Source organism: Planococcus donghaensis (genome assembly GCF_001687665.2).
In the GTDB taxonomy this organism is placed as follows: Bacteria; Bacillota; Bacilli; order Bacillales_A; family Planococcaceae; genus Planococcus; species Planococcus donghaensis.
Genome location: NZ_CP016543.2, coordinates 445,343 through 471,051, shown reverse-complemented (window position 1 = coordinate 471,051; position 25,709 = coordinate 445,343). Strand labels below are relative to the sequence as shown.

Below are 25,709 nucleotides of genomic sequence, written 5' to 3'. Positions count from 1 at the left end.
GCTCTATGTATGAGAAAATTTTAGTTGCAGCAGATGGCTCTGACCATTCTAAACGCGCTGCTCATGAAGCAGTAAGAATGGCAAAAGCCAATCCACAAGCATTCGTCACTTTGCTTTATGTGATTGATTATGAAAAAGCTCGTACTGAGATTCTTCATGGCCAAAGCAGCGACGAAGTTCATTTGGAACGTCGCAAGCATTTAGTTCCGCTCGAAGAAATTTTCCGCTCAGCTGGTATTAATTTTGAAACCAAAACACTTCACGGCATTCCAGGACCTACGATCGTCAAGCATGCCAATGAAGTTGGCTATGATGTTGTACTAATCGGCAGCCGCGGATTAAACTCACTGCAAGAAATGGTGCTTGGTAGCGTTAGCCATAAAGTCGCGAAACGTGTACAATCGCCTGTTATTATCGTTAAATAAGTTAAAGAAGAGCCCTTTGCGATTTTCGCAAAGGGCTCTTTTAACGTTTTCGAAGAAATATCCAAATTCCCATTTCGCTTCAGGCAGACGCGTTCCGCTTCATTATAAATATCCAAATTGACTAAGTAGTTAAGTGAAGTGTCTGCCTAGCCCCTCATCAATTATAATGAGGTTTTTTACTGCAATAAAATATAACCTAAGCTGAACAACGCAATTCCGGAAACTAAAGTAGCCGTAATATAGAAGCCACCCTTTAGCCATTTGCTGTCTTCAATATCTTTTACAACATCCAAAGCCATCGTTGAGAACGTTGTAAATGCACCTAAAAATCCAGTGATCCAGAAAACCGATAAGCTTCCACTTCCGATTAATAAACCTAGCACAAACGAACCCAAGCTGTTCACCAGCCAAGTCGCAACTTTTGGTTGCCATGCACGACTTTCAACAAATACATAAAATAAATAACGGGTAATCGCTCCTAAAAATCCACCGAGTGCGATGCTAATCATCATGACACCTCTTTTCTATCTACCCATAACCCTGCACCTGCTGCCGCAATGCACGCCAGTGTCATGCTGAAAGCAAATGCGATACCTAGCCAAATAGAAGATTCAAGGTAATGGAACCACGCAGAAGAAAATGCTGAAAACGTTGTGAAAGATCCTAGCAGACCTGTCGAAATCAACAATCGCAGTTCCCCCGATTTATGGGACAAACGAATGGCTGCCACGCCGATTAAAAAACTGCCGATCATGTTCACCAGCCAAAGCCCCAGACCGTCGGCAGCTACCATGTATATTCCAGAACGCAAAAGCGCTCCGATCATTCCACCAAGTCCTACCGCTAGTATCTGTTTCATTGGTTATTCCTCACATCCGTTTTTCCCCAGTATAACTTATTCGGCAGTTAATATTAATGTCGAACCTTTAACGTCGTCTTCTATTTCTGTTTTATGAAAATCACCTTGCGCCCAATCGTCTACTTGGTTATGGAAGTAATCCGATTTCATATGACCGCTTAATCCAGGTCCTACAATATGATAAGCGCTAGATAAATCAGAAAGGTCTGCAACAAATCGCCAAGATGCCCCGTGGTCGACGTCGCCATCTGGCGTGAAAGCCGCTGCTTGAACGGTGATATTCGAACCTCCGATTGGTACCGGCTCTGGATTTAGAAACTCCGCGAAAATTGGAGATGCGCCTGCTAGTGGATGCGGGAAGGTTAATTGATGGTGTTCTCCCCAACTCCAGTCAGCCAAGTCGTTCCCTTGCTCTTCTTCAATTTCAGCGACAACTGTTTCCAATGAATCCACCAGCCATTTTGCTGTGCCTCCGTATTCACTTACCCATACTCCTTCGTTTCCAGCAAAAGCATCTCGCATCATTTCATCTGTAATATGATTTTTTCCATCTAGCATTTTATAAACGTCTTTTGGAAATTCATCTGCTAGTAAAGTTTCAGGCAATTGCTTTATCCATTTATGGAAGATTAGTGGCGCGCCTTGATCTTTGCTATCTATTTGATCCCAATCTTCTAGCATCGACAGAACTTCATCATAATCTTTTGTACTGTCACGTACAGCAGCGATCATATCTTCTAAAAATTCAGCTGCATATAAATTCTTTTGGTCCATTTGCAAATTCATCATATCTTGTGCCGTCAGATTATCTGATGCTTCTAATACCTCAGCAATTCGTTCATAGCGATAAGGTTGTGCCCAAAAATCCGTAATGTGGTAAGGATATGAATCATCAATGACTTCATTGTTTGCTGTTGCAATAAACCCATTTTCCGGATTTACTGATCGCGGCAATTCATCAAAAGGCACATAGCCTTCCCATCCATAGTCTGCCGAATTTCCCGGAACCGGCAATTGACCATCTCCCGTTTTGCGAATTGGAATGCGTCCATTCGCTTTATAGGCAATGGTGCCATCTGTAGATGCAAAAACAAAGTTTTGCGCAGGCGCTTGAAAATCCTCGAGCGCTAGTTCAAACTCTTTCCAATTAGATGCTTTATTGAAATTCAACACTGCTTGCAGTTCGAGCGTCGGCTCTAATGCTGTCCATTGCATTGAAAATACCGCGCCTGGTTGTTCTTTATCATAAAGAATATTCGAAACAACAGGTCCATGCCTTGTGACTAGCACTTCGAAATCTTCTGTTTCTCCGTCTTTTATTTTAATAGGTTCTTTTCGTACTTCTGCTTGCTCCCACTGTCCTTCGTATTCGAATTGTGTAGGGTCTTCGGGGTTTGGCGTTTCAATGTAAAGGTCTTGAACATCGGGGCCAACATTTGTTACTCCCCAAGCAATTTCTTCATTGTGACCTAAAATAATTCCCGGGATTCCAGCAAAAATAACGCCACTGACGTTTTGTTCAGGCGACTCTAAATGCATTTGGTACCAAATAGATGGTGTGCTCAGACCAAGATGCGGATCGTCCGCCAGTAAAGGCTTGCCACTTGCTGTTTTATCACCAGATACCACCCAGTTATTGCTGCCGTTAAATTCTGGCGGAATCACCGACGCATCAAACTCACCAGCTACTTGAACTTGTTGCTGTTTGTTTGCCGCTAAAATTGCAGGTGCATCTTCAGGATATTCTATAAACAATTCACGCGCCTTGTCTTCTGGAAACTCGTTCAACGCCCAATGACGAACGGCGAGTGTATTCCAATGTCCGCCAAGGTCATAAGCCATAAACTTGCCAATTGTCAGCGAGTCAACGGGTGTCCATTCAGTTGGTTCGTATCCAAGAATAGAAAATTCAAAGCTTAAACTGTTGTTTGCTTTTGCTTCCTCCATATAAGCATTAACGCCTTCTGCATACCATTCCAATACTTCCTGTGCTTCATCATCATATCCGTCCCAAGATTTTTCAGCTGCATCACGTAAACTAAAGGTTCTAAAAAACTTATCGGTATCGACCGCATCTGCTCCAATAACTTCTGCTAATTGACCGCTTGCTTGTCTACGGGAAAGATCCATTTGGAACATGCGATCTTGTGCTTGTACGTATCCTTGTGCACGGTATAAATCAGCATCCGTGTCCGCCTTAATATGTGGAACTCCTATATCATCGCGAATAACTGTTGCATCCTTATCTAAAATCTCCACTGCTACTTCTCCTTCAATAAGTGGCTTCGACTTGTTTAGGAAGACGTTTATAAAAATTAGTAGCGCTACTATTATAATGACAAGTACTCCTAACGCGCCAAATAACCATTTAAGCCATCTTTTGTTTTTCACTTTCCCCCTCATGAATCTTCCCCCTTTTCTTTAGTGCTTTATTCGACTACCGAAGGATAAATCCCTTTTAATAAAAAAGGATAGCCCACCCAAAAGCCCCTATTTTTCCACAAAAAAAGATGCCCCATTAAAGGACATCTTTTTCACTCAATTTCAATCTTCTCCGACGATCTTCACTTCAAGCTCTAAATCAATACCGAAATTTTTGAATACCGTTTCTTTGACCATTTCAATCGTCTTAATATAATCGTTAGCTGTCGCATTGTTTTTATTCACGATAAATCCAGCGTGTTTTGTAGAAACTTCTGCACCGCCATATCCTTTTCCTTGCAAGCCACTATCTTGTATCAACTTTCCAGCAAAATTACCTGGTGGTCGTTTAAAGACACTTCCTGCAGAAGGAAATTCCAATGGTTGTTTTGATTCTCGCTGATACGTCAATTCACTCATTTTGGCATCAATGACCATTGGATTGCCAACTTCTAAGTCGAACTCGGCAGATAATACATAAAAGCCTTTTTTAGTAATAATACTTTTCCGGTAACCAAGCCCTAAATCTTCCTTAGATAAAACGACCAAGTCTCCTTCTTTGGAAAGCACCGTCGCTTGTTTAATGACGTCTTTAATTTCTCCGCCGTAAGCACCGGCATTCATTGCCATCGCTCCACCAATCGAACCTGGAATTCCACAAGCAAACTCGAATCCCGTTAATTGTTTTGCTGCAGCGGCTTTTGATACTTTTTTAATGTTTGCTCCGCCTTGAGCGTACACTTTCGTACCTTCTATAAGGATTGTCTGTAACCCTTTTAAAGTTAGAACAATTCCACGAAACCCTCCATCTCGGACGACCATATTCGAGCCATTCCCAAGAAGTAATAGAGGTATGTTATTTTTATATGCATACTTTACAGTGAAAGCAGTTTCTTCTTCAGTTGTTGGTGCCACAAAAATATCAGCAGGACCACCCATTTTAGTTAGTGTATGAAGGTGTAGCGGCTCATCCACTTTGACGTGATCGTCTGTTAAAAAACTGCGTAAATCCGTCAACCATTGTTGTTTCGTCATTTAATGCAAATCCCTTCTTAACTTATAGCTTCTATTAGTATCTAATTTTCATCTTGATTTGACAAGCAATAAAGTAAAGTTCAGTACAAAAGACTAGTTAATTTAATCTCAAATTAAAGATTTATTAATTAAAGAGTATTGACTTCAAGATATATACTTGCTATATTTACGTTAGATAATAAAATTAGGAGGAATGCAACATGAAAAAATGGACAGTAGACACAGCACACTCAGAAATTGGGTTTTCAGTAAAACATATGATGATTTCAAAAGTAAGAGGTACTTTTACATCTTACGAAGCAACAATTGAAGCAGACGCAGAAGATTTGCAAGGCGCATTGATCGATTTTAAAATCGAGGTAGCAAGCATCAGCACGAAAAACAAAGATCGTGACGCTCACTTGCGTTCTGCAGATTTCTTTGATGCAGAGCAATTTCCGTATATTACGTTTCACGCAAATGAAATCGTTAAAAAAGGCGACGAATATACAATGACTGGCGACCTTACGATGAAAGGTGTAACTCATCCAGTAACTTTCGATGTAGAATATAACGGGAAAGGCACGAACCCATGGGGCGTTGAAGTTGTTGCATACAATGTAGATGGGAAAGTAAACCGCAAAGATTTCGGCCTTACATGGAACCAAGCGCTTGAAACAGGCGGCGTAATGGTGGGCGAAGACATTAAAATTCATTTAGAAATTCAAGCTAACCCAGCTGAATAAATTTTAAAAAGGCAGTGAGGAAATTTTTCCTCACTGCCTTTTTTCTATAGTTCTGTTTCTATTTTTTTAAGAGGTTTTACAGCTGGTCCATTTAACACATCTCCTGTATACGAAAAACGCGAGCCGTGGCAAGGACAATCCCACGAACGTTCGGCATCATTCCACTTAACGTCACACCCCATATGCGTACACGCCGTATCCACTAGATGAACTTGCCCGTATTCATCGCGGTAACCTCCTGCTTTTTTCTTACCAACTTTAACGAGCGAGCCCTCGTCTTTAGCCAAGTCTTCCACTGTTTTGGATGGCCTTTTTAGCTTCCCTGTAACTAATGACTTCGCAACTGAAGCATTGTCTTTTGCAAAACTCATCGCATCTTTGGTTTTCACTTTTGTGCGCGTCGGATCAAACACCGGTGCGTATCGATTTTCATTGCCAAGCACTTGATCACTCAGCAGCATTCCAGCTAATGCACCGTTTGACATTCCCCATTTGTGAAATCCAGTAGCCACTAAAATATTGTTGTATCCAGCTGTAATCGTCCCGATATAAGGAATTGTATCAAGTGTGGTCATATCTTGTGATGACCAGCGATATGGAATTTCCTCAATTCCAAAATGTTCGTGGCCGAATTTTTCAAGATTGTAATAATGCTCGATCGTTTCGCTCGAACTTTTACCCGTAGCGTGACCATCGCCACCAATTAACAATAACTTTTCGCCATTTTCACCTGGTGCGTAACGCAAAGATCGAGAAGGCATGTCTCCACTAATGTACATGTCATTTGGAACTTTCCCACTCACTTTAGCCGCAATCGCATACGAACGATTGACCGTTAAACGCGAAAAGTACATGCCATCAAAATCATTAAAAGGATAATGACTGGCGACAATAACTTTATTGCACGATAAATGAGACAGGTTTTCCGTTTGAATGACCGGATCATTTTTGCTTAAAATTTTCATCGCTCGCGTTTGTTCATAAATCTTCCCGCCGAGCCGTTCAATTTCTTTTACTAAGCCTGCTAAAAACTTCACTGGGTGAAATTGCGCTTGATTGCGCATGACAATGGCTTCTTCCACAGCAAACGGCAATTCTACTTCATCTTTTGCCAATTCACCGTCAATGCCTAACTTCCTATAAGCTTCAGCTTCTTTTTCAATTTGCTTAGCTCCAGCAGCTGTATTGGCATAAACAAACGCATTGTGATGAGAAAAATCACAATCGATTGACAGTTCTTTAGCGGTGTCTTCAATAAATTTCAACCCATCCATATTGGCTTGGTAGTACAGTTTCGCTTGTTCTTCTCCTGCTATTTGAATTAAAGAATCATAATACAAGCCATGCTGCGCCGTTATTTTTGCAGTGGTTCGTCCCGTTACCCCATCCACTAACTTTCCTGCTTCAATTAAGGTTACTTTTTTGCCAGCTTTCGCTAATAAGTAAGCACTAATGACACCGACCATTCCTCCACCAACCACGGCGATATCAGTCGACTCGTTTGCCTGTAGAGCAGGGTAGCTCGGAATGTCCTTATATTCTCTCCAATACGATTTCTGTTCCTGTGGAATTTGGCTCTCGCGTTCTTTTTGCACCTCATCATTCCTCCTCAATTGCTTTTATCACCTATCTACCCCGATTGGGATTTCCTAATCCAAAGCCGGTGATTTTTCCAGTTATTTGGACTTACTGTCGAGTTGAGGCTGAATACTGTCCAAATTTCTGAAATACTGTCCGTTTCAGATGGTTTACTGTCCAAATCACACAAAATACTGTCCAAATCAAAAATTCACATAGGTTTAGCGGAAAGCGCGACTTCGCGCTTTCCCGGTCTTGGGCATTAAAGGGCGGTTGATTAGATAGGAAAAAATTGTACATACTGTCCAGTTTGAGTTGAATACTGTCCGATTCGACTCAAATACTGTCCAAATCCACGAAATACTAGCCAATTCACCACATTTACTGTCCAAACGAAAAAAGGACAACCAATTAAGGTTGTCCTTCCACGCAGTCATTAAGCGTACACTTTAACTAACGAGCTTGCTGCTTGTTCTACACGTTTCATGCCTTCAGCTTTAATTTCTTCAGCACGATCTGGGTACATATTATGCCCTTCAATGATGACTTCTTCCATATCGGTAATTCCGAAGAAATCCATAATCAACCGAATATAGTTAACGCTCATTTCAGCTGGTGCCATTTCAGGTGTTGAATAGACGCCACCGCGTGCATTTAAAATGATGACTTTTTTCTCTGGCACAAGACCAACTGGGCCTTCTGCTGTGTATTTGAATGTTACACCTGCACGGTAAACATAATCAATAAATGTTTGCAATGGCGCTGGAATTGTTTTATTCCATAATGGGAATGCAAAAACCACAACATCCGCTTCCATAAATGCATCCATCGCTTTGTTTGCTGCAGTCAAAATGCGTTGCTCAAGCTCATTCAACGGTTCAGCCTGTGCTGATTTTTGCATAGCGTCAAAGAAATCTTGACCAAAATACGGCATGTCTTCTTTGAAAACATCGAACGTATTGACGTTCAGTTCTGTTCCCGACCCGATTGCATCCATGAACACTTCGTACATTTTACTTGAAACTCCTTCAGACGCTGGACGGTTATTTGCTTTTACTACTAAAACATTTGTCATTATTATAAAACCCCTTTCGAATTTGCACTAAAACTATTTATCTCGAATTAAAAGCACTTCCTTATCATAAGAAAAAGCAGAGTAAAAGTCAATTACTCTGCTTTGAACCTTTAAATCCCATCACATGAATCACCTGTGCAAAAGCTCGTTTTCTTGCCCATCGGTTTTAATTTCGGACGAATGCCTTCTTCTTCGGCAATCTGCTCTAATGCTTCCACAAAAGCCTCTACCGGCTGAGCACCTGAAATCGCGTATTTTCGATTAACCACAAAAAATGGTACACCTTGAACACCCATTTGACCCGCTTCAGCAATGTCTACTTGAACTTGAGCCATAAACTGATCGGATTCAAGTACATTTATCGCTTCATCTTTTGATAAGCCAACCGATTCCGCAATCAAAGCCAAGACTTCATGATTGCCTATATTTTTCGCCTGGATAAAGTATTCATCCATCAGCTTTTCTGTAAGTTCTCCGTCTTTGCCATGCGTTTCCGCCCACTTTACTAAACGATGAGCTGCTAATGTATTCGCTTCTACCATATTATCAAAATTATATTCTAAACCGACCGTGCGAGCATGATCTGCTACGCCTCTGGTCATTTCTTTTGCTTGTTCAACAGTCTGCCCAAATTTTTTCGCTAAGCTTTCATATGTTGGCACAGCTGAATCGACAGGCGTATTCGGATTTAACTGATATGCCTTGAAAGACACTTCTGCCTGACTGGCAAATCCAGCTTGGACTAATGCTTTTTCTAATGTTCGCTTGCCTATATAACAGAATGGGCACACGTAATCTGACCAAACTTCAATTTTCATATATTCCACCTCGCCATTAACTATAGCAACGAAAACAACAGCGCTCAATTTTTTTGCCTATAAAAAAGAAACCTATAACGACATCCCTATATACAGCGGGTTTACAAAACTCCAACAAGGGAATATTATACCCTCCGGCTCTATTGCACAAAAAAAAAAAAACTGACTCCCAAAAGGGAATCAGCTTAATGCTTCTGTAATAACAGGGACGATTTGTTTTTTCCGTGATACAACGCCTGGTAACAAAACACGGTTATCAAGCACACTTGAATTAAAGGCAGCTTCTACAATGCTTGCTTTTTCCCCAAGCACGATAGCCACTGAATTGTTATTAAGTATATCTGTAACCACAAACATAAAGAGACCTAATCCTTTAGTTGAAATGGCATTAGCCATTAAAACTTCAAGTTCTTTTTGGCGAGCCATAACTTCTTCGACATCAATCGCATTTACTTGCGCCACTTCAAATCGATGATCGCCTGCTTCGAATTCTTTTGCATCTAATGAAATTAAGTCTACTAATGTTTTGTTGCTTAAATCAGCTCCAGCTTTTAATAAGTCCAAACCATAACTATCTGCATCCACATTCGCAATTTTTGCTAGTTCAGCTGCAGCATCAATATCTTGCTGCGTGCATGTCGGTGATTTAAAAAGAAGTGAATCTGAAATAATTGCTGATAACATTAAGCCGGCAATATTAGAGGGAACTTCTACACCGTTTTCTTTAAATAGTTTAAGAAGGATTGTCGTCGTGCAACCCACCGGCTCAGCACGGAAATACAACGGATCGGTCGTTTCAAAATTTGCAATACGGTGGTGGTCTACTACTTCAATCACTTGAACTTCTTCAATATCGTCAGCACTTTGCTGGCGCTCGTTGTGATCTACTAAAATTACTTGAGTCGCTTCTTTTGCAACTTGTGTCACAAGTCTCGGTTGATCGAATTTAAAAGTATCTAACGCAAATAAAGTTTCGTTATTAACTTCCCCTAAACGGATTGGTTCCGCGACCATGCCCATTTCATTTTTTAAATATGCGTATGAAATAGCCGAACAAATAGAATCGGTGTCCGGATTTTTATGACCTAATACTAAAACTTTTGACATGAATAATAGCCTCCTGAAAAACTTAGTTTCTGTGCTTATTCTATCATAATATAAGCATTTGAAAAAATTACACCCTATAAATTGTTAACAAATATAAAAAAGGGCTAAGTTTATAGAATTATCTGTATATTTAAAATTTATTGTGTACTTTAGCATAGTTCAATGGTATAATATGACTAACTAATTCTAAGTTATGTGGAAGGAAGAGATGCCTGTGACTATTTTACTGGAAAAGAAATACATTCCTCTAGCAAATTATTTTTCTGGAGCGACTAATGCCTCAATAAAATTAACATTTTCTGAAATCGAACAAATTATGGGCCAGAACTTGCCCAATGCCGCTTATTTAAACAAAAGTTGGTGGAAAAAAGTAAAAGCACCCGCCAAACATTTCCACGCCTGGGTAGACGCAGGCTATTTTGTCACGACTGTAGAACCAGATCGATTTGTCGTATTTGAAAGAATCGATTCCACGAATGGCACAGGCACAGGTACAGACGAAGAAGATCAAGACATTTTATTGATTCGAACAGCAGAGCATGGCGATGCCCGTTCTCTTGCAGCTTTGCAAAAAGCAGTCGAGTCTGAGTCTGATTATATGCTCTACGCTAAAGACGAACGTACACAATCCACACAAAAAGTACGTAAACAAATTATCGAATGGAAGCAAAGTGGTCATTCCACTATCATTCTTGCCATACTTAACGGTCAACATGTAGGCTTTTTGATGATTATTGGCAATGATGCAAAACGCGCTGCGCACCGTGCCACGATTGAACTTGGCCTGCAAAAAGATGCACAAGGCAAAGGCATTGCTAAAGCACTTCTGAAAAAAGCTGAGGAATGGTCTAAAGAAAAAGGCATCTCTCGACTCGAAGTATCAATTGTCGAAGAAAACGAACCGGCACGTAATCTATACGAAAAAGCCGGGTTTAAATCAGAAGGTATTCGAGAAAAATCGATGATGATTGACGGCAAACCACATAACGAGTTGTATTTAGCCAAGTTTTTGGACTAATTAAAAGGAGCGTGCCCTTGGCACGCTCCTTTTTCTATGCTATTAACTTAAAATTGTTAACCACAAATATAGTCCTGTTAATGTAATAAACAAGGTTGGTATCGTCAAGATAATCCCTATTTTAAAATAGTATCCCCACGAAATCTCTACACCTTTTGTTTTCAAAACGTGAAGCCACAACAACGTCGCTAACGAACCAATTGGCGTAATTTTCGGACCTAAATCTGAACCAATTACGTTGGCGTAGATCAATGCTTCTCTAACAACCCCTGTCGTATTGGTTTCAGCAATTGCTAACGCATCAATCATAACCGTTGGCATATTATTCATAACAGAAGAAAGAAGTGCCGCGATAAAGCCCATGCCGATAGTCGCAGCGTACAAGCCATGACTTGATGTCCATTCAATCGCTGTTGCCAATACCGACGTAAGTCCTACGTTTCTTAAACCATAGACAACCACATACATCCCAATAGAGAAAAAGACAACTGCCCAAGGCGCTCCTTTTAAAACAGTCATGGTTTCTACCGATTTACTGTTCCGAGCAATTGCTAAGAAAATAATCGCGATAGATCCCGCAATAAAGGATACCGGAATCCCTAAAGCTTCACTGCTGAAATAGCCAATTAGCAAGATCGCAAGTACTACCCACGCGATACGGAAAATACGAATGTCTTTTATAGCAGAAGCTGGTGTTTTTAAAATGCTGTCGTCAAAATGTTTTGGTATATCTTTTCTAAAATACAAATACAGTACAAGCATACTTGCAGCAATACTGAACAAGTTTGGCACAACCATCTTAATAGCATATTCAGTAAAACCAATATCAAAAAAGTCGGCGGATACAATATTAACCAAATTACTTACCACAAAAGGAAGCGAGGCCGTATCGGCAATAAATCCACTAGCCATAATAAACGGCAAAATCATCGCATCTTTAAATTTCAATGCGCGCACCATTGCTAAAACGATAGGCGTTAAAATTAGCGCTGCTCCGTCATTCGCAAATAACGCTGCCACAAATGCCCCCAACATCGTTACGAGGAAAAACATTCGCAAGCCGCTTCCTTTTGCGAAACGCGCCATATGTAATGCTGCCCATTCAAAAAAACCAATTTCATCAAGAATTAACGAAATTATTATTAAAGCAACAAATGTTAATGTTGCATTCCAAACAATGCCCGTCACATCCCACACATCACCAAAATCAACTACTCCAAACAACAACGCCACAATTGCCCCAGCAATTGCCGACCAACCAATTGACAAACCCCTTGGCTGCCAAATGACAAAGATCAATGTCACAATAAAAATAAAACTTGCTAACCATACATCCACTTGTACACAACTCCCTATTCTCTCTTTTCTAATCAACAACTCTCTAGATGAGTTTATACTGATATCGAAAAATGCTTTTTATGATTTTCCTTGATCTAAATCGCAAACCAAAATTCCTGGTCCCACCGCAACACTTCTCCCATTATATAAGCAGTCACTTATGTATTCAAGAGATAATCGAATTTCCTTAACTTTCATTGCTCATAAAAAACCCGAACCAGTCCTGCTGGTTCGGGTTTGAGCTTGAACGCTTAGTTGTTTAACTGTTCAAGAATACGTAGCGATTCTTTGCTAAATGCTGGAATATCATCAGGTTGACGACTTGTCACTAACTGATCTTGGCATACAACGACTTCTTCATCGACTACCGTAGCACCTGCATATTCCATATCAACTTGAATCGATTTATAACCTGTGGCTTTACGGCCTTCTAATGCTTTGGCTGTAATCAATAATTGAGGTCCATGACAAATGGCAAAGACCGGTTTTTTTGCGTCCATAAATGCTTTTGCAAATTTCACAAACCGCTCATCTTCCCGTAGTAAATCTGGTGAAAATCCGCCCGGTAAAAACAATGCATCAAAATCTTCTGGGCTGACATCGTCAATGCTTTTATCAATTGTTACAACAGCTTCGCCTTGTTTACCCTGTACTTCTTTGCCTGCTTCTTTTTCGATCGTGAAAACTTCGTGACCCGCTTCATTAAATGATTTTGACGGATCTGTATATTCCACATCTTCAAACATATCGGTAATTAATGTTGCAATTTTTGCCACTATCTTCCACTCCTTCTGTTTTGTTTATTCTCTTTCAGTATTCCACGAAAGAATGAACTTAAACAAAATTCACCGGAATTTCGAGACAAATGGATTTTCGGTTTCCCAAAAGCGATAAGGATAATGCACCGCTTCTAACGAATTCCCAATACCCACACGCGGACCAACTGATATATCTTGAACCGGACTTCCTTGAGCAATATACAGTGGTTTTTCTGTAAAACAATGCCCGTAATACTCCATCGTGATAGCCATTGCCTTGGTCAATTTCCCCGGCCCACTTGTCCACTGCTTGACCGGCATATGACTACCTCGCAGTTCTTCCATCAGTTCAATACCGCCTACCGGTTCAACTGCACGAATCAAAATCGCTCGCGGAGTACCTTCAGCTTCTGCAACAACATTTATTAATGTATGAGTATGCATTTGATACGTATAAACAAGTCCGGGTTTGCCAAACATAATTTCTGTACGTTTTGTCCGACGGTTACCAAAACTATGAGCCGCTCGATCCTCTGCCCCCATATAAGCTTCCGTTTCCACAATACGTCCCGCAACTATTCCTTCCGGTAACTCGTGAACAAGAATTTGGCCAAGCAAACGACGAGATAACTCTAATGTCGGAGCATCAAAGAAGTCCGCGGCTACTGGTGTAAACATCAAATCCCCTCCTATCGGTATTATACCGATTAAGCGGTAGTCACTGCACGGATAAGAGGCTCAATTTCTTCGATTTTACCAGCATTGAATGCTTCTACAATCGCACTCCCTACAATAAAACCATCCACATCATCACGCAGCATATCCACGTGACTACTTTTTGAAATCCCGAATCCCGCATATACCGGAACCGGACTTTTCTTGCGAATTTTTTGCATAAACGTTTTTACATCTTGCGATAATTCATCGCGTGATCCTGTAATCCCTTTAATGGTTACCGCATAAACAAAACCTTCTGCCTCACGCAGAATCTCATCTAAACGTATATCCGTTGTGGTTAACGTTACTAATTGAATTAATTTGATATTTTCTTTATCCATATACGGCTGAACCAATTGTTTATGTTCATACGGAAGGTCTGGAATAATCACACCCGAAACTCCAGCTTTTCTGCATTCGGTTGTAAAACGCTCAATGCCAAATTTCAGGACAGGATTCAAATATGTCATGACTAGCAACGGAATTTTAATATCAAATGTCCAACTTTGCAGTTCTTCTAAAACTTTCTGGAGTGTTACGCCTTGTTTCAAGGCACGATTTCCTGCCGCTTCAATGGTCGGACCGTCCGCTACTGGATCTGAAAATGGAATGCCAATTTCAATAGCTGATACACCCGCTCCTTGCAAGTACTGAACTTGTTCTTTCAAGCGATGAAGACCGCCATCTCCCGCCATCACATAAGCGACGAATGCTTTATTTCCTGAATTTTTCAGTTGCTCTAATCGATTCATGCCAGCCCCTCCAGTTTTTCCGCATATGTCGCCATGTCTTTGTCGCCACGTCCGGATACACAAATAACGAGAATTTGATCAGCTGTCATTTGTTTCGCTTGTTTCTCAGCTTCTGCAATAGCATGAGCCGATTCAAGCGCCGGAATAATGCCTTCGAGACGCGACATGCTAATGACGGCCGCTAACGCTTCATCATCTGTAATTGAACGGTATTCCACCCGCCCAATGTCTGCTAAATAAGCATGCTCCGGACCAATTCCCGGGTAGTCAAGCCCCGCTGAAATCGAATGCGCTTCTTGTACTTGACCCGCGTCATCTTGCAATAATTTCATCAGCGCACCATGAAGAACTCCATCAGTTCCTTTGGTTAAGGTTGCCGCGTGTTTATCCGTATCGACGCCTTGTCCTGCCGCTTCAACACCAATCAACTCAACTTCTTTATCTTGAATAAACGGATAGAACATTCCAATCGCATTACTACCGCCGCCAATACAAGCTAAAATCGTATCCGGCAAACGTCCTTCCTTCTCTAATATTTGACGTTTTGTTTCTTCCCCAATAACACTTTGGAAATCACGAACCATCGTTGGAAACGGATGAGGTCCTAATGCCGACCCAATTAAATAATGCGTATCTTCGACGTTCGTCACCCAGTAACGCAAAGCTTCATTGACCGCATCTTTTAACGTAGCACTTCCTTTTGTGACACTTTCAACGCGGGCTCCTAATAATTTCATACGGAATACGTTTAGTTGCTGACGTTTAATGTCTTCTTCCCCCATAAAAATAACGCAATCCAAATCGAACAGTGCACAAATTGTCGCTGTTGCAACACCGTGTTGCCCCGCTCCAGTTTCTGCTACAATTTTCCGTTTGCCCATACGCATCGCAAGTAGCGCTTGTCCAATAGCGTTGTTTACTTTATGAGCACCTGTATGATTTAAATCTTCTCGTTTCAAATAAATTTTCGGTCCTCCATATGCTTCTGTCATTCGCTTCGCATATGTTAAAGGCTGTTCACGCCCTACATACTCCGATAAGTAATGATGGTATTCTTTATGAAATTCCGGATCGTCTTTCGCCTCGTTATATGCATCTTCTAATTCTTTAACTGCTTTCATCAAAGTTTCAGGCACAAACTGACCTCCATATTTACCGAAAAAGCCAACTTTCTCCATTGTCTGTTCCACAAAATCACCCTTTACGCTTTTAATAAACTCTTGTATTTTCACTGTATCTTTACGGTTATCTGTTTCAACGCCACTTGAAACGTCCACCATATATGGAGTTGTTTGTTCAATCGCCGCATGAACATTCTCAGGATTCAAGCCACCCGCTACAATCAATCGAGCAGGATCGATATCCGCTCCGTCAAGTAATGACCAATCGAATACATTGCCACTACCTCCACGGTAATCGGTACCCGGCGCATCTACTAATACATAATCAGCTAATGACTGTTTCAATTTCACCACATCTTCTTTTGTACGAATCGAGAAAGCTTGAATGACTGGAACTTGAATAGCTTTAACTAACTCGTCCGGTTCGTCCCCGTGAAGTTGAACCATTGTCAGCGGAACACCTGCTACTGTGTCTTCAATTTCTTTTAACGAGGGATTTACGAATACACCGATCTTATCAGCATCTACCGGAACATGTTTTGCTAGCTCCGCTGCTTGTTCAATTGTCACTTGACGCTTACTCGGCGCAAATACAAACCCAATGGCATCTGCACGACTTGCCGCTTGGACATGTTGCACTTCTTTTAAACCACAAATCTTTACTTTAGTCATTTCAGTGCCTCCTCAGTCGTCGCTTCCCGAATCCATTTACCTGGATCTTCAGATCGCATTAAGGCTTCACCCACCAAAATACCAGAAGCTCCTTTGGCGTATGCAAATTGTGCATCTTCTTTTGTATTCATGCCACTTTCACTAATTAATACGCGACCTTCGTCAAACGGGAATTGCTTAGCCAATTGTGCGGTACGTTCAACCGACACTTCAAAGGTCTTTAAATTCCGATTATTAACACCGATTAGTTTGGCATCCAACTCTAATGCTCTATGTAGCTCTTCCTCATCGTGAACTTCTACCAATACTTCCAGACCTATAGAAAGAGCATAATTATTTAAGCTTTTGAGCTGTTGGTTTTCTAACGCTGCTACAATCAATAAAATAATTGTAGCTCCTGCTTGTTTAGCGCGATCGATTTGAATTTCGCTCACCATAAAATCTTTACAAAGAACAGGGATCGAGACAACTTGTGTCACTTCGTACAAATCATGAATAGATCCTTTAAAATACGTTTCATCGGTCAACACTGAAATAGCTGCAGCCCCCGCTTCTTCGTACTTTTTCGCTTGTGCCACAATATCTACTTCTGTACGGATATCTCCTTTAGAAGGAGAGGCACGTTTGATTTCAGAGATGACACCATTTCCATTTAATAGACGTTGTAGCAACGTTGATTTTTCCGGAAAATCATGCCCATCAAATGTAAGCGGTACATAGTTTTTAATTTCTTCATATTTTGTCGCAATGATTTTATCTAATATTGTCATACATATACCTCCGCTGCTAACCGGTGCAAGTCAAAGACACGCGCGGTTTCGCCTGATTGAATTGAAGTTCTTGCTTTTTTAACACCTTCAGCTACTGTTTCCGCTTTGCCACTAACGTACAATACAACACCAGCATTTAATGCCACCGTGTCTAAATATGGACTGTCAGCACCTGATAATACATCCATAAAAATTTCTGCGTTGCGTTTCGGGTCGCCTCCACGAATCGCTTCTACTGGCGCAACTTCTAACCCAACGTCATGTGGATGAATCGTTATTTTCCGTTTCCCAGACTCATCAAAGATGATCAGCTCATTCGTTCCTGCAAGAGATAATTCATCTAATCCGCCTGCTCCGTGAACCAAAGCACCTTTTTTTCGACCCAATCGAATTAAAGCATCTGCCATTGGTTCTAACATGTCTCTTCGGTAAACACCGGTCATTTGAATTGTAATTGGTAATGGGTTGGCTAAAGGACCCACTAAGTTAAAAATTGTTGGTGTGCCAATTTCTTTACGAACTTGACGTAACCCGCCAAGTGCCGGATGAATCGCGGGGGCGAAAAGAAGCGCAATTCCAGTTTGATCAAGCATCGTTGGGATTGACGCAATATCTGTTTCAGTTGAAATCCCTAGTGCTTCTAACACATCCGAACTGCCTGTCTTGCTCGAAACACTGCGGTTGCCATGCTTCGCTACAGTCAAGCCGCATCCAGCTATAACAAAAGCCGTCAATGTGCTGATGTTAAAACTGTTCGAACGATCGCCCCCGGTACCACAAACATCCACAAGTTCTCCTTCCACTTTTGGAAGAGTCACGGCTTTTTTACGCATTGCTTTAACCAATCCGACTAACTCGTCTGCTGTTTCACCTTTTTCGTGCAAACCCGATAGAAAGCTTTTTACTTGTTGCTCATTTATATCACCGTTCAATATTTCCAATGATTTTTCATACATCATTTGCTCACTCATGTTCTCTACTCTACTCATGCTAATCTCTCCTCATCTCGTTTTTGAATACAAAAATCCCCGCAATCAGATAACAATCTGATTGCGGGGACGGGTTATAACCGCGGTACCACCACGCATTAATGCAGAATAATTCTACATTCACTTAAACAGGCTCTTCACCTTTCCCTTTAACGCAGGGCTTACGTCTCCCTTACTCGCTTCCGCTTTCAGGTCAGCTCTCCTAAGTCCATTCGCGCAGTTTATCTAATCAGCTTTCACCAACCGCTGACTCTCTAAATAGATGTCCCTGCCTACTCGTCTCAATCCTCGATTTATACACTCTTCTATTCTCATCTTCTCTAGGCTCTACTCTCAAACAGACTTGTTTCCGTTCAACAAGTTGTCCCTTATACTAAAAGGTTTCGTATATTCTGTCAAGTATAAAGAAAAGCGTAAGCAGCCGTTTAGCCCCGACAAGCGCTGGAAGCCTAGGCGGTAATGGCGGGGTTTGCCATTGCTGACTAGGCTGAAGCGACTCGAGGGGCTGGCTGCTGGAGCCTGGACACTGAAAAGCGGAAGCGCCCGTGTAGATTCGACGGGCATAAGACAGACCAGCTGAGTGGTGCTCTTTTAACTAATTCCAACATGTATACACTTATACAACGAGTCGCTGCAATCTCCGAAGGTCCAACTTTAATGACTTCCGCCCCTACGCATATTTGCAGACGAACCTAACAGATAATAGGTAAGGATTATACCTTCTTAAAGTAGCTTCATTTAAAGACCCATCCGTTTTGCAATAATGGTTTTCATTATTTCATTAGACCCCGCGTAAATCGCAGCCACTGGAATGTCGCGGTAACGGCGTGCAATTTTGTATTCTTCCATATAGCCATATCCTCCGTGCAGCTGCATGCATTCCCCAGAAATTTTCTTAGCTGTATCGGTTAGCCAATATTTCGCCATCGACACTTTCGACACAATGTCTTTTCCAGCCATATGCTCTTCAATTAACGATTCTAAAAACGAATGACCCAATTCAATTTCTGTAGCCATTTCTACTAATTTGAATTGAGAGTTCTGAAACGAACCAATCGGCTTTCCAAAGGCTTTTCTCGATTTTACGTATTCTAAGGTCATATCAAGCATGTCTTCTGACGCAATCTGCGCTGCTAAGGCAACCACTAAACGCTCTTGTTGTAATTTTTCCATTAAATACGTAAATCCTTTGTTTTCTTCTCCGATTAAATTCGCCGCCGGTACAACGCAATCCTCAAAATACAGTTCAGACGTATCTTGAGCATGCAGTCCGACTTTATCGAGCTTCCGACCTTTCTCAAACCCTGGCGTTCCTTCTTCAACCATTAATAATGAAATTCCGCGGTGCTTTGGTTCCGCTTTCGGATCGGTTTTCACAACCACCAACACCAATGTCGAATTAATGCCATTGGTGATAAAGGTCTTTTGTCCATTTACAATGTAGTTGTCACCATCTCGAACAGCTGTGGTAGAGATATTGGCTAAATCAGACCCTGCTCCAGGTTCCGTCATAGCGATAGCTGTAATATGTTCACCCGAAATACAACCTGGTAACCAACGTCGTTTTTGCTCATCGTTTCCGTACGCTTCAATATAAGGAACGGTGATGTCATTATGTAAGCCTACCCCTGTTAAACTCGCACCCACACGTTCCATTTCTTCACCAATCACCACCGCATAACGAAAATCCAACCCAAGTCCCCCGTACTGCTCTTCTACTTGCGGGCAGAGAAATCCCATGTCTCCAAGCTTTTTCCAAAAGGATTTTGGAATAAGGCGATCTTTTTCCCATTGATCGTAGTTCGGAATCGCCTCTTTTTCTAAAAATTTGCGTAACGATTTACGGAACATAACATGTTCTTCTTCTTCAAAACGGTATTTCGCCATCTTTTCACCCTCCTCATTTTGGTTGCATACGGATTGCTCCGTCTAGACGAATTGTTTCACCATTTAACATCGGATTTGCAACAATACTTTCGACCAATCGAGCGAATTCATCCGGTTTTCCAAGTCGTTGCGGAAACGGCACTGCTGCCGACAATGACGCAATTGCCGCAGCCGGTAAACCTTCGACCATTGGTGTTTCCATCAATCCAGGGGCAATGGCCATGACACGAATCCCATCTCTCGCTAGTTCTCTAGCAATCGGTAACGTCATAGCTACAACGCCACCTTTTGATGCGCTATAAGCGGCTTGGCCGATTTGTCCCTCGTATGCTGCCACAGACGCTGTTGAAACAATAACACCACGTTCGCCATCTTCGTTCGGCTCATTTTTTTGCATCGCTGCCGCTGCCACTCGAATCACATTAAAGCTGCCGACCAAATTGACTTTAATGACTTTTTCAAATTGATCTAGCGCGATTGGGGTCCCTTTAGACAGAACTTTTCCAGGAGTTCCGATACCTGCACAATTCACAACCAAATTGATATCGCCAAGTTGTTCCACTGTGTCATCAATATTTTGTTCAACTTGCAATCCATCCGTTACATCTGTTTCGATGTAGATGACGGACGCTTCCCCTAATTCTTCGATTAAGCTTTTCGCACGCTCAGCATTCAAATCAAAAATAGCTGCTTTCCCTCCGTTTTTCACAATTCGCCGCACGGTCGCTTCCCCAAGTCCAGATGCCCCGCCTGTAACTATCGCTTTAACTTTTGATAAATCCACTGTATTCCCCCCTTATTTTTTAGCACTTATAATTTCTCAATAATCGTAGCGTTCGCCATACCCATTCCTTCACAAATGGCCAATAATCCATAGCGTCCATTTGTCCGCTCTAATTCGTGTAATAGCGACACAAGTAATTTGGTGCCAGTTGCACCGAGCGGATGTCCTAATGCGACAGCCCCACCATTAACATTTAATTTTTCGGGATCTCCTCCAATATCGTGCAACCACGCTAGTGGAACTGGCGCAAAGGCTTCATTTACTTCGTAACGATCCATATCCCCAATTTCCAGACCTGCTTTTGCGAGAACTTTTCTTGTCGCAGCAATAGGTCCTGTTAACATTAACGTCGGATCTGAACCGACTACCGAACGCGCAATGATTCGTGCTTTTGGCTTTAAACCAAGTTCGTTTGCTTTATCGGCTGACATCAATAAAACAGCAGATGCACCGTCACTCATTTGACTCGCATTTCCTGCAGTAACGACACCATTTTCATCAAACACTGTTTTCAAACTTCCCAAAACTTCTTGTGTTGTTCCAGGACGCGGACCTTCGTCTTCGGTTACTGTTATCGTTTCACCGGTTTGTCCCTGAGTTCGTATTGGCACAATCTCACGCTCATAACGCCCTTCTTTAATCGCACGTTGGGCCCGTTCATGACTTTGCACTGAGAAAGCGTCAAGTTGTTCTCGAGTGAATCCCCACTTTTCGGCAATACGTTCTGCTGATAATCCCTGATTAATAATTTCGTATTGATCCGTTAATTTCTTGCTTGGTTTTGCTCCTTGCATATTTGAAAACATCGGCACACGCGTCATACTTTCGACGCCACCTGCGATGACAATATCCATATCTCCTGCCAAAATTGCTTGGGCACCAAAATGGACAGCTTGCTGACTTGATCCACATTGACGATCAATCGTGACGCCGGGCACATAATCTGGGAAACCTGCAATTAATGCAGCCGTTCGCGCAATATTGCCGCCTTGTTCCCCCGCTTGCGAAACGCACCCTAAAATAACATCTTCTACGTCACCTTTATCAACTCCAGCACGCTTCACTAACTCATCTAATACGGCGGCCGCCAACTCATCGGGGCGTGTGTTAGCAAAACCACCTTTTCTTCTTCCTACTGGTGAACGTACTCCTTCTACGATTACAACTTCTCTCAATCTATTCACCTCATCATTTTATTGGAATCGCTTACATTTCACTGAATTGAATGACTATTCACTCATTTGTTCTATTGTACAAGAACCTTTTCTTAAATGCTATAAGAAAAACGCGTAAGTTAGGCGTGAAACTTGAACCCTATTCACAAAAAAATTCCGTAGCCTCAGCTACGGAATTTGTCATCATTCATCGATTAATCCTTTTTCAATCAAGAACTCACGAGCTACATCGCTAGCTACTTCTTGATCTACATCTACACGAGAGTTCATCTTGAGCATTTCTTCTTCTGAAATTTTTCCAGCTAACTCGTTTAATACTTCCTCAAGCTCTGGATACTCCTCAAGCGTCTCTAATCGAACAACGGGAGCTGCATCGTATTTCGGGAAAAATGAAAGATCATCTTTTGTAGTTGCTAAATCAAACAATCCGATTCTGCTATCTGTAGTAAAAGCTGGAATGACATCTACTTCTCCACTTTGAACAGCTTCATACATAATAGCAGGATCAAAACTGTCTGTTTCCGCGAACTCGAATGGATAAGTTGCAACTAAATCATCAAAGCCATCACCTTTACGTTCGTAAAATGGGTGGGGTGCCCCAAAACTCATCGCTTCTGATTTCGAAATTTCGGCTAAGTCTGAATAAGTTTCTGCATTGTAGCCACTATCTTTCGAGTAAGCAAGTGTATATCCATTCTCAAATCCAAGCGGTTCTAACCATGTTGCACCTAATTCCTCTTCATAACCTGCTCGAACAATTTCTAATACTTCTTCCGAAGTTTGACCAGGAACAGATTCTTCTTTCAACACATCTTTCATTCCCGTACCGGTATATTCCACATACATATCAATATCACCCTTTTCTAAAGCAGGCGTTAAAATTGATACTTCCCCTAATCCGTCTTTGTATTCTACAGTGTAGTCTGAGTTAGCTTCAATATATTCTCCAAGAATATAAGGTAAAATATATTGCTCAGTCCATGGCTTACCGCCAATCACAAGTGGATCTAATTCATCTCCACCTGAACCACACCCTGCAATAACTGTTGTTGTTGCTAAAAAAATTCCTAATGTTGTTTTTTTCATTTTAATTTCCCCCTAAATTTTTAACCCTTTTGGCGTTGCTCGTTTTTCAATCCACTTTAAAATTTGGTCAAAACCGATTGCTAACAGCGCAACCGGAAGCGCCCCCGCCAATACTAGCGAATTATTATATGATTGCAACCCACGATAGATGATGTCTCCTAAACCGCCTGCTCCAACAAAGGTTGCCAGTGTTGCAATTCCTACAGTTAATACAGTGGCTGTGCGTATTCCAGCCATGATAAATGGCAATGCTAACGGCAATTCAATTTGGCGAAGAATTTGCGTACGCGTCATGCCCATACCACGTCCTGCTTCAATTGTAGATCCGTCAACCCCTGCAATTCCTGCATAAGTATTTCGCAAAATCGGTAATAAGGCATAGATGATAAGTGCGATTAAAGCAGTAGGTGAACCAATTCCTAATATAGGAACTAAAAAGCCAAATAAAGCTAGACTTGGAATCGTCTGAAATACAGCTGTTACCCCAATTATCGATTCAGCATAGCGGCGGTAGCGCGTTATTAATATACCTAATGGAAGTGCAATTGCAATACCTACTGCTACGGCTACAAAAGACAAATACATATGTTCTACAAGCGCGCTAATAATCATATCTTGGCGACTAACAAGTGTGTCAAAAAAATTATTCACGTCAATACCCCCGTTTCTTTAGCAAGGGCTGCTTTCAATAAGTCACGGTCGTTAGCATATGCCACAATTTGATCGTTACTAATAATAGCCAAATAATCATGTTCGCTATCATCCAATTTGGCAAATGCTTGTTCAAAAGTAGATTCTGCAGAGATTTCTTCAAACTCTCCTGACCAATTGGCCGTGAACAAACTTAGGAACTCAACTAATTTTCTCTCGCCAAATGTTCGTTTCTGATTGATGCGTTCTATCCCAATAAAGTTCCGTACAAAATCGTTAGCCGGATTATCGATTAGTTGTTGCGGGGTCCCCACCTGCTCAACTTTTCCAGCTCGCATGACAACAATCGTATCGGCAATTTTTAATGCCTCATCCATATCATGCGTTACAAAAACAATGGTTTTATTGATGGTTTGTTGAAGGTTTCGAAGTTCATCTTGCAGTTGTTCCCTACTGATGGGGTCAAGTGCTGAGAAGGGCTCATCCATTAACACAATGTTAGGATCTCCAGCAAGCGCTCGGACTACACCTACACGTTGCTGCTGCCCTCCACTTAATTCGAGGGGGTAACGGTCCATATAAACTTCAGGATCCAAGCCAACCAGTTGAAGCAATTCACGTACGCGTTCTTCCTTTTTTTCTTTGGACCACTCAAGCAACTTTGGTACTAACGCCACATTGTCTGAAATGGTCATATGTGGGAACAAGCCAATGCGTTGAATAACATAGCCAATTGAACGCCTCAACTGTACTTCATCCATATCATTTATAGGTTTTTCATCAATATAGATACTTCCTTCAGTTGGCTTCTCTAGTTTGTTGATCATTTTCATCATAGTAGTTTTCCCACAGCCACTAGGACCGATGATAGCCGTCAACTGATGTGTCGGTAACACAAGCGAAATGTCTTTTAACGCTTCCGTGCCGTCTGGAAAACGCTTTGTAATATTTTCAAAACGAATCATAACCCTCACTCCCTTCTGCTTCTTTCAGCCTAGCTTTTTTATACCCTATAAAGTACCTTTTTACTCCTGAAAATTACTTAAGGGAAATTTATTCTTCTTCAAATATAAGGTGAACGGGATTTGCAATTTGTTCATAACCGATTTCTCTATAAATTTTATTGGATGTTGGGTTTGAAAGGTCTGTATAAAGCATAACAAAATCATACTCTAGCAACAATTCGTCTGTAACTTCCGCCACTAACGTCCTAGCATATCCTTTCTTTCTATAAGCCACGGGTGTGAAAACAAAAGAAACTGTTATGCCGTTTTTTGAAGGGCGTCCTTTTTTCATACATGAGACAACCATTCCACCCACTTCCCATACGTAAACTTCTTTCCTCTCTAAAAATTCCTCAATCCGTTGGGTAGCTTGTTCTTGCGTAGAACGACGATCAATTCCCGTTTCTTCTTCAAACAGTTTATACCACTCTATCAACAGCTTTGCGTCTTTATTGCTCGCAACTCGCCAAGATCCTTCACTTTTTTGCAGACCTTTATTGACCGCATCGATGCGGTACAAACCTTGATCCATTAATACTTTTACTTGTTCGCCAGTATGACTTGTCCAGGCTTCTGCAAAAAGGCGGGATGTTTCTTGTTCACCGACAATCCCACTGACTTTAATGCCAAGATTTTGTAAGTGAACCGCAATTTCTTTTTCAATTTCAGGAAACTGACGAAATACCACTAATTGCAAGGCATGCGGGGGCGTCATTAAGCATGCCGCAACAACCTCCTCGTCTGTTTCGGCCAACGCTAGAAAGTAATCGTCATATCTATTAGCTTGAATCTGCCCAAGTATCCCTAAAAATAAACTATTGCTATCTTCGTTCCGATTTAATAAAGGTGATACACGCTCCTCAAAAACCGATGAATCCGAGTAAATGATCAATTCCATATATCCACGTCCATTCCTACCATGTTTTAGCCCTATATAAATGTAT

At 41.4% G+C, this 25,709-nt stretch carries 25 protein-coding genes and 1 other annotated feature; of the genes, 3 read left to right on the top strand and 22 right to left on the bottom strand.

What is annotated here, in order from left to right:
- Window positions 1-5: 5 nt before the first annotated feature.
- A complete protein-coding gene (locus BCM40_RS02455; RefSeq protein WP_008432341.1) occupies window positions 6-425 on the top strand; it encodes a universal stress protein in 420 nt (139 codons plus the stop codon).
- 176 nt (window positions 426-601) lie between these two features.
- On the opposite strand, the gene BCM40_RS02450 is transcribed toward BCM40_RS02455, so the two are convergent.
- The 4 genes from BCM40_RS02450 to murB all read right to left on the bottom strand — a co-directional run bounded on the left by BCM40_RS02450 (window position 602) and on the right by murB (window position 4,740).
- Entirely contained in the window at window positions 602-934 is a 333-nt protein-coding gene (locus tag BCM40_RS02450; RefSeq protein ID WP_065527302.1) for a fluoride efflux transporter FluC, read from the bottom strand.
- Complete coding sequence (locus tag BCM40_RS02445; protein WP_065527303.1) at window positions 934-1,284, bottom strand: fluoride efflux transporter FluC; 351 nt, start codon at window positions 1,282-1,284, stop codon at window positions 934-936. The genes BCM40_RS02450 and BCM40_RS02445 overlap by 1 nt, the downstream gene beginning before the upstream one ends.
- 36 nt (window positions 1,285-1,320) lie before the next feature.
- Complete coding sequence (locus BCM40_RS02440; protein ID WP_065527304.1) at window positions 1,321-3,687, bottom strand: penicillin acylase family protein; 2,367 nt, start codon at window positions 3,685-3,687, stop codon at window positions 1,321-1,323.
- 141 nt (window positions 3,688-3,828) lie between these two features.
- Window positions 3,829-4,740: a UDP-N-acetylmuramate dehydrogenase gene (gene murB / locus BCM40_RS02435; protein WP_065527305.1), complete on the bottom strand. Its 912-nt coding sequence runs from the start codon at window positions 4,738-4,740 to the stop codon at window positions 3,829-3,831.
- Between the two features lie 200 nt (window positions 4,741-4,940).
- Between murB and BCM40_RS02430 the strand changes: the two genes are divergently transcribed.
- The gene (locus tag BCM40_RS02430; protein WP_065527306.1) at window positions 4,941-5,465 is read left to right on the top strand and encodes a YceI family protein; all 525 of its coding nucleotides are present in this window, start codon (window positions 4,941-4,943) and stop codon (window positions 5,463-5,465) included.
- Between the two features lie 44 nt (window positions 5,466-5,509).
- On the opposite strand, the gene BCM40_RS02425 is transcribed toward BCM40_RS02430, so the two are convergent.
- The 4 genes from BCM40_RS02425 to BCM40_RS02410 all read right to left on the bottom strand — a co-directional run bounded on the left by BCM40_RS02425 (window position 5,510) and on the right by BCM40_RS02410 (window position 10,043).
- Window positions 5,510-7,060, bottom strand: a complete 1,551-nt coding sequence (locus BCM40_RS02425) for an FAD-dependent oxidoreductase (RefSeq protein ID WP_065527307.1) — start codon at window positions 7,058-7,060, stop codon at window positions 5,510-5,512.
- 419 nt (window positions 7,061-7,479) lie between these two features.
- Complete coding sequence (locus tag BCM40_RS02420; RefSeq protein WP_065527308.1) at window positions 7,480-8,118, bottom strand: FMN-dependent NADH-azoreductase; 639 nt, start codon at window positions 8,116-8,118, stop codon at window positions 7,480-7,482.
- 110 nt (window positions 8,119-8,228) lie between these two features.
- Entirely contained in the window at window positions 8,229-8,936 is a 708-nt protein-coding gene (locus BCM40_RS02415; protein WP_065527309.1) for a DsbA family oxidoreductase, read from the bottom strand.
- A gap of 180 nt (window positions 8,937-9,116) precedes the next feature.
- Window positions 9,117-10,043 (bottom strand): manganese-dependent inorganic pyrophosphatase, encoded by a 927-nt coding sequence (locus BCM40_RS02410; RefSeq protein ID WP_065527310.1) that lies wholly within the window; start codon window positions 10,041-10,043, stop codon window positions 9,117-9,119.
- A 208-nt stretch (window positions 10,044-10,251) separates the two neighbouring features.
- Between BCM40_RS02410 and BCM40_RS02405 the strand changes: the two genes are divergently transcribed.
- Complete coding sequence (locus BCM40_RS02405) at window positions 10,252-11,061, top strand: GNAT family N-acetyltransferase (RefSeq protein ID WP_238323743.1); 810 nt, start codon at window positions 10,252-10,254, stop codon at window positions 11,059-11,061.
- A gap of 42 nt (window positions 11,062-11,103) precedes the next feature.
- Here the strand turns inward: BCM40_RS02405 and BCM40_RS02400 are convergent, their stop codons facing one another.
- The 14 genes from BCM40_RS02400 to BCM40_RS02335 form a co-directional block, all read right to left on the bottom strand.
- Entirely contained in the window at window positions 11,104-12,399 is a 1,296-nt protein-coding gene (locus BCM40_RS02400) for an arsenic transporter (protein ID WP_065527312.1), read from the bottom strand.
- Window positions 12,400-12,650: 251 nt separating this feature from the next.
- Window positions 12,651-13,175 carry a type 1 glutamine amidotransferase domain-containing protein gene (locus tag BCM40_RS02395; RefSeq protein ID WP_065527313.1) on the bottom strand — a complete coding sequence of 175 codons (525 nt, stop codon included), beginning with the start codon at window positions 13,173-13,175 and terminating at the stop codon, window positions 12,651-12,653.
- A gap of 69 nt (window positions 13,176-13,244) precedes the next feature.
- A complete protein-coding gene (locus BCM40_RS02390; protein ID WP_065527314.1) occupies window positions 13,245-13,835 on the bottom strand; it encodes a DNA-3-methyladenine glycosylase in 591 nt (196 codons plus the stop codon).
- Window positions 13,836-13,864: 29 nt separating this feature from the next.
- On the bottom strand, window positions 13,865-14,626 hold the full coding sequence (gene trpA / locus BCM40_RS02385) for a tryptophan synthase subunit alpha (protein WP_065527315.1): 762 nt from the start codon (window positions 14,624-14,626) through the stop codon (window positions 13,865-13,867).
- On the bottom strand, window positions 14,623-16,419 hold the full coding sequence (gene trpB / locus BCM40_RS02380; RefSeq protein ID WP_083394458.1) for a tryptophan synthase subunit beta: 1,797 nt from the start codon (window positions 16,417-16,419) through the stop codon (window positions 14,623-14,625). The genes trpA and trpB overlap by 4 nt, the downstream gene beginning before the upstream one ends.
- Window positions 16,416-17,189 carry an indole-3-glycerol phosphate synthase TrpC gene (gene trpC, locus BCM40_RS02375; RefSeq protein WP_065527316.1) on the bottom strand — a complete coding sequence of 258 codons (774 nt, stop codon included), beginning with the start codon at window positions 17,187-17,189 and terminating at the stop codon, window positions 16,416-16,418. The genes trpB and trpC overlap by 4 nt, the downstream gene beginning before the upstream one ends.
- A complete protein-coding gene (trpD, locus tag BCM40_RS02370) occupies window positions 17,186-18,178 on the bottom strand; it encodes an anthranilate phosphoribosyltransferase (protein WP_065527317.1) in 993 nt (330 codons plus the stop codon). Before trpD ends, trpC begins: the two co-directional genes overlap by 4 nt.
- 62 nt (window positions 18,179-18,240) lie before the next feature.
- Window positions 18,241-18,476, bottom strand: a binding site (T-box leader).
- Between the two features lie 440 nt (window positions 18,477-18,916).
- Window positions 18,917-20,065, bottom strand: a complete 1,149-nt coding sequence (locus tag BCM40_RS02365; RefSeq protein ID WP_065527318.1) for an acyl-CoA dehydrogenase family protein — start codon at window positions 20,063-20,065, stop codon at window positions 18,917-18,919.
- A 13-nt stretch (window positions 20,066-20,078) separates the two neighbouring features.
- Window positions 20,079-20,849 carry an SDR family NAD(P)-dependent oxidoreductase gene (locus BCM40_RS02360; protein WP_065527319.1) on the bottom strand — a complete coding sequence of 257 codons (771 nt, stop codon included), beginning with the start codon at window positions 20,847-20,849 and terminating at the stop codon, window positions 20,079-20,081.
- Window positions 20,850-20,875: 26 nt separating this feature from the next.
- Window positions 20,876-22,024, bottom strand: a complete 1,149-nt coding sequence (locus BCM40_RS02355; RefSeq protein WP_065527320.1) for a thiolase family protein — start codon at window positions 22,022-22,024, stop codon at window positions 20,876-20,878.
- Between the two features lie 183 nt (window positions 22,025-22,207).
- Window positions 22,208-23,110, bottom strand: a complete 903-nt coding sequence (locus tag BCM40_RS02350) for a glycine betaine ABC transporter substrate-binding protein (RefSeq protein WP_065527321.1) — start codon at window positions 23,108-23,110, stop codon at window positions 22,208-22,210.
- Between the two features lie 12 nt (window positions 23,111-23,122).
- Window positions 23,123-23,761: an ABC transporter permease gene (locus BCM40_RS02345; protein ID WP_065527322.1), complete on the bottom strand. Its 639-nt coding sequence runs from the start codon at window positions 23,759-23,761 to the stop codon at window positions 23,123-23,125.
- A complete protein-coding gene (locus BCM40_RS02340) occupies window positions 23,758-24,726 on the bottom strand; it encodes an ABC transporter ATP-binding protein (protein ID WP_065527323.1) in 969 nt (322 codons plus the stop codon). The genes BCM40_RS02345 and BCM40_RS02340 overlap by 4 nt, the downstream gene beginning before the upstream one ends.
- Before the next feature lie 88 nt (window positions 24,727-24,814).
- On the bottom strand, window positions 24,815-25,663 hold the full coding sequence (locus tag BCM40_RS02335; RefSeq protein ID WP_065527324.1) for a GNAT family N-acetyltransferase: 849 nt from the start codon (window positions 25,661-25,663) through the stop codon (window positions 24,815-24,817).
- Between the last annotated feature and the right edge of the window lie 46 nt (window positions 25,664-25,709).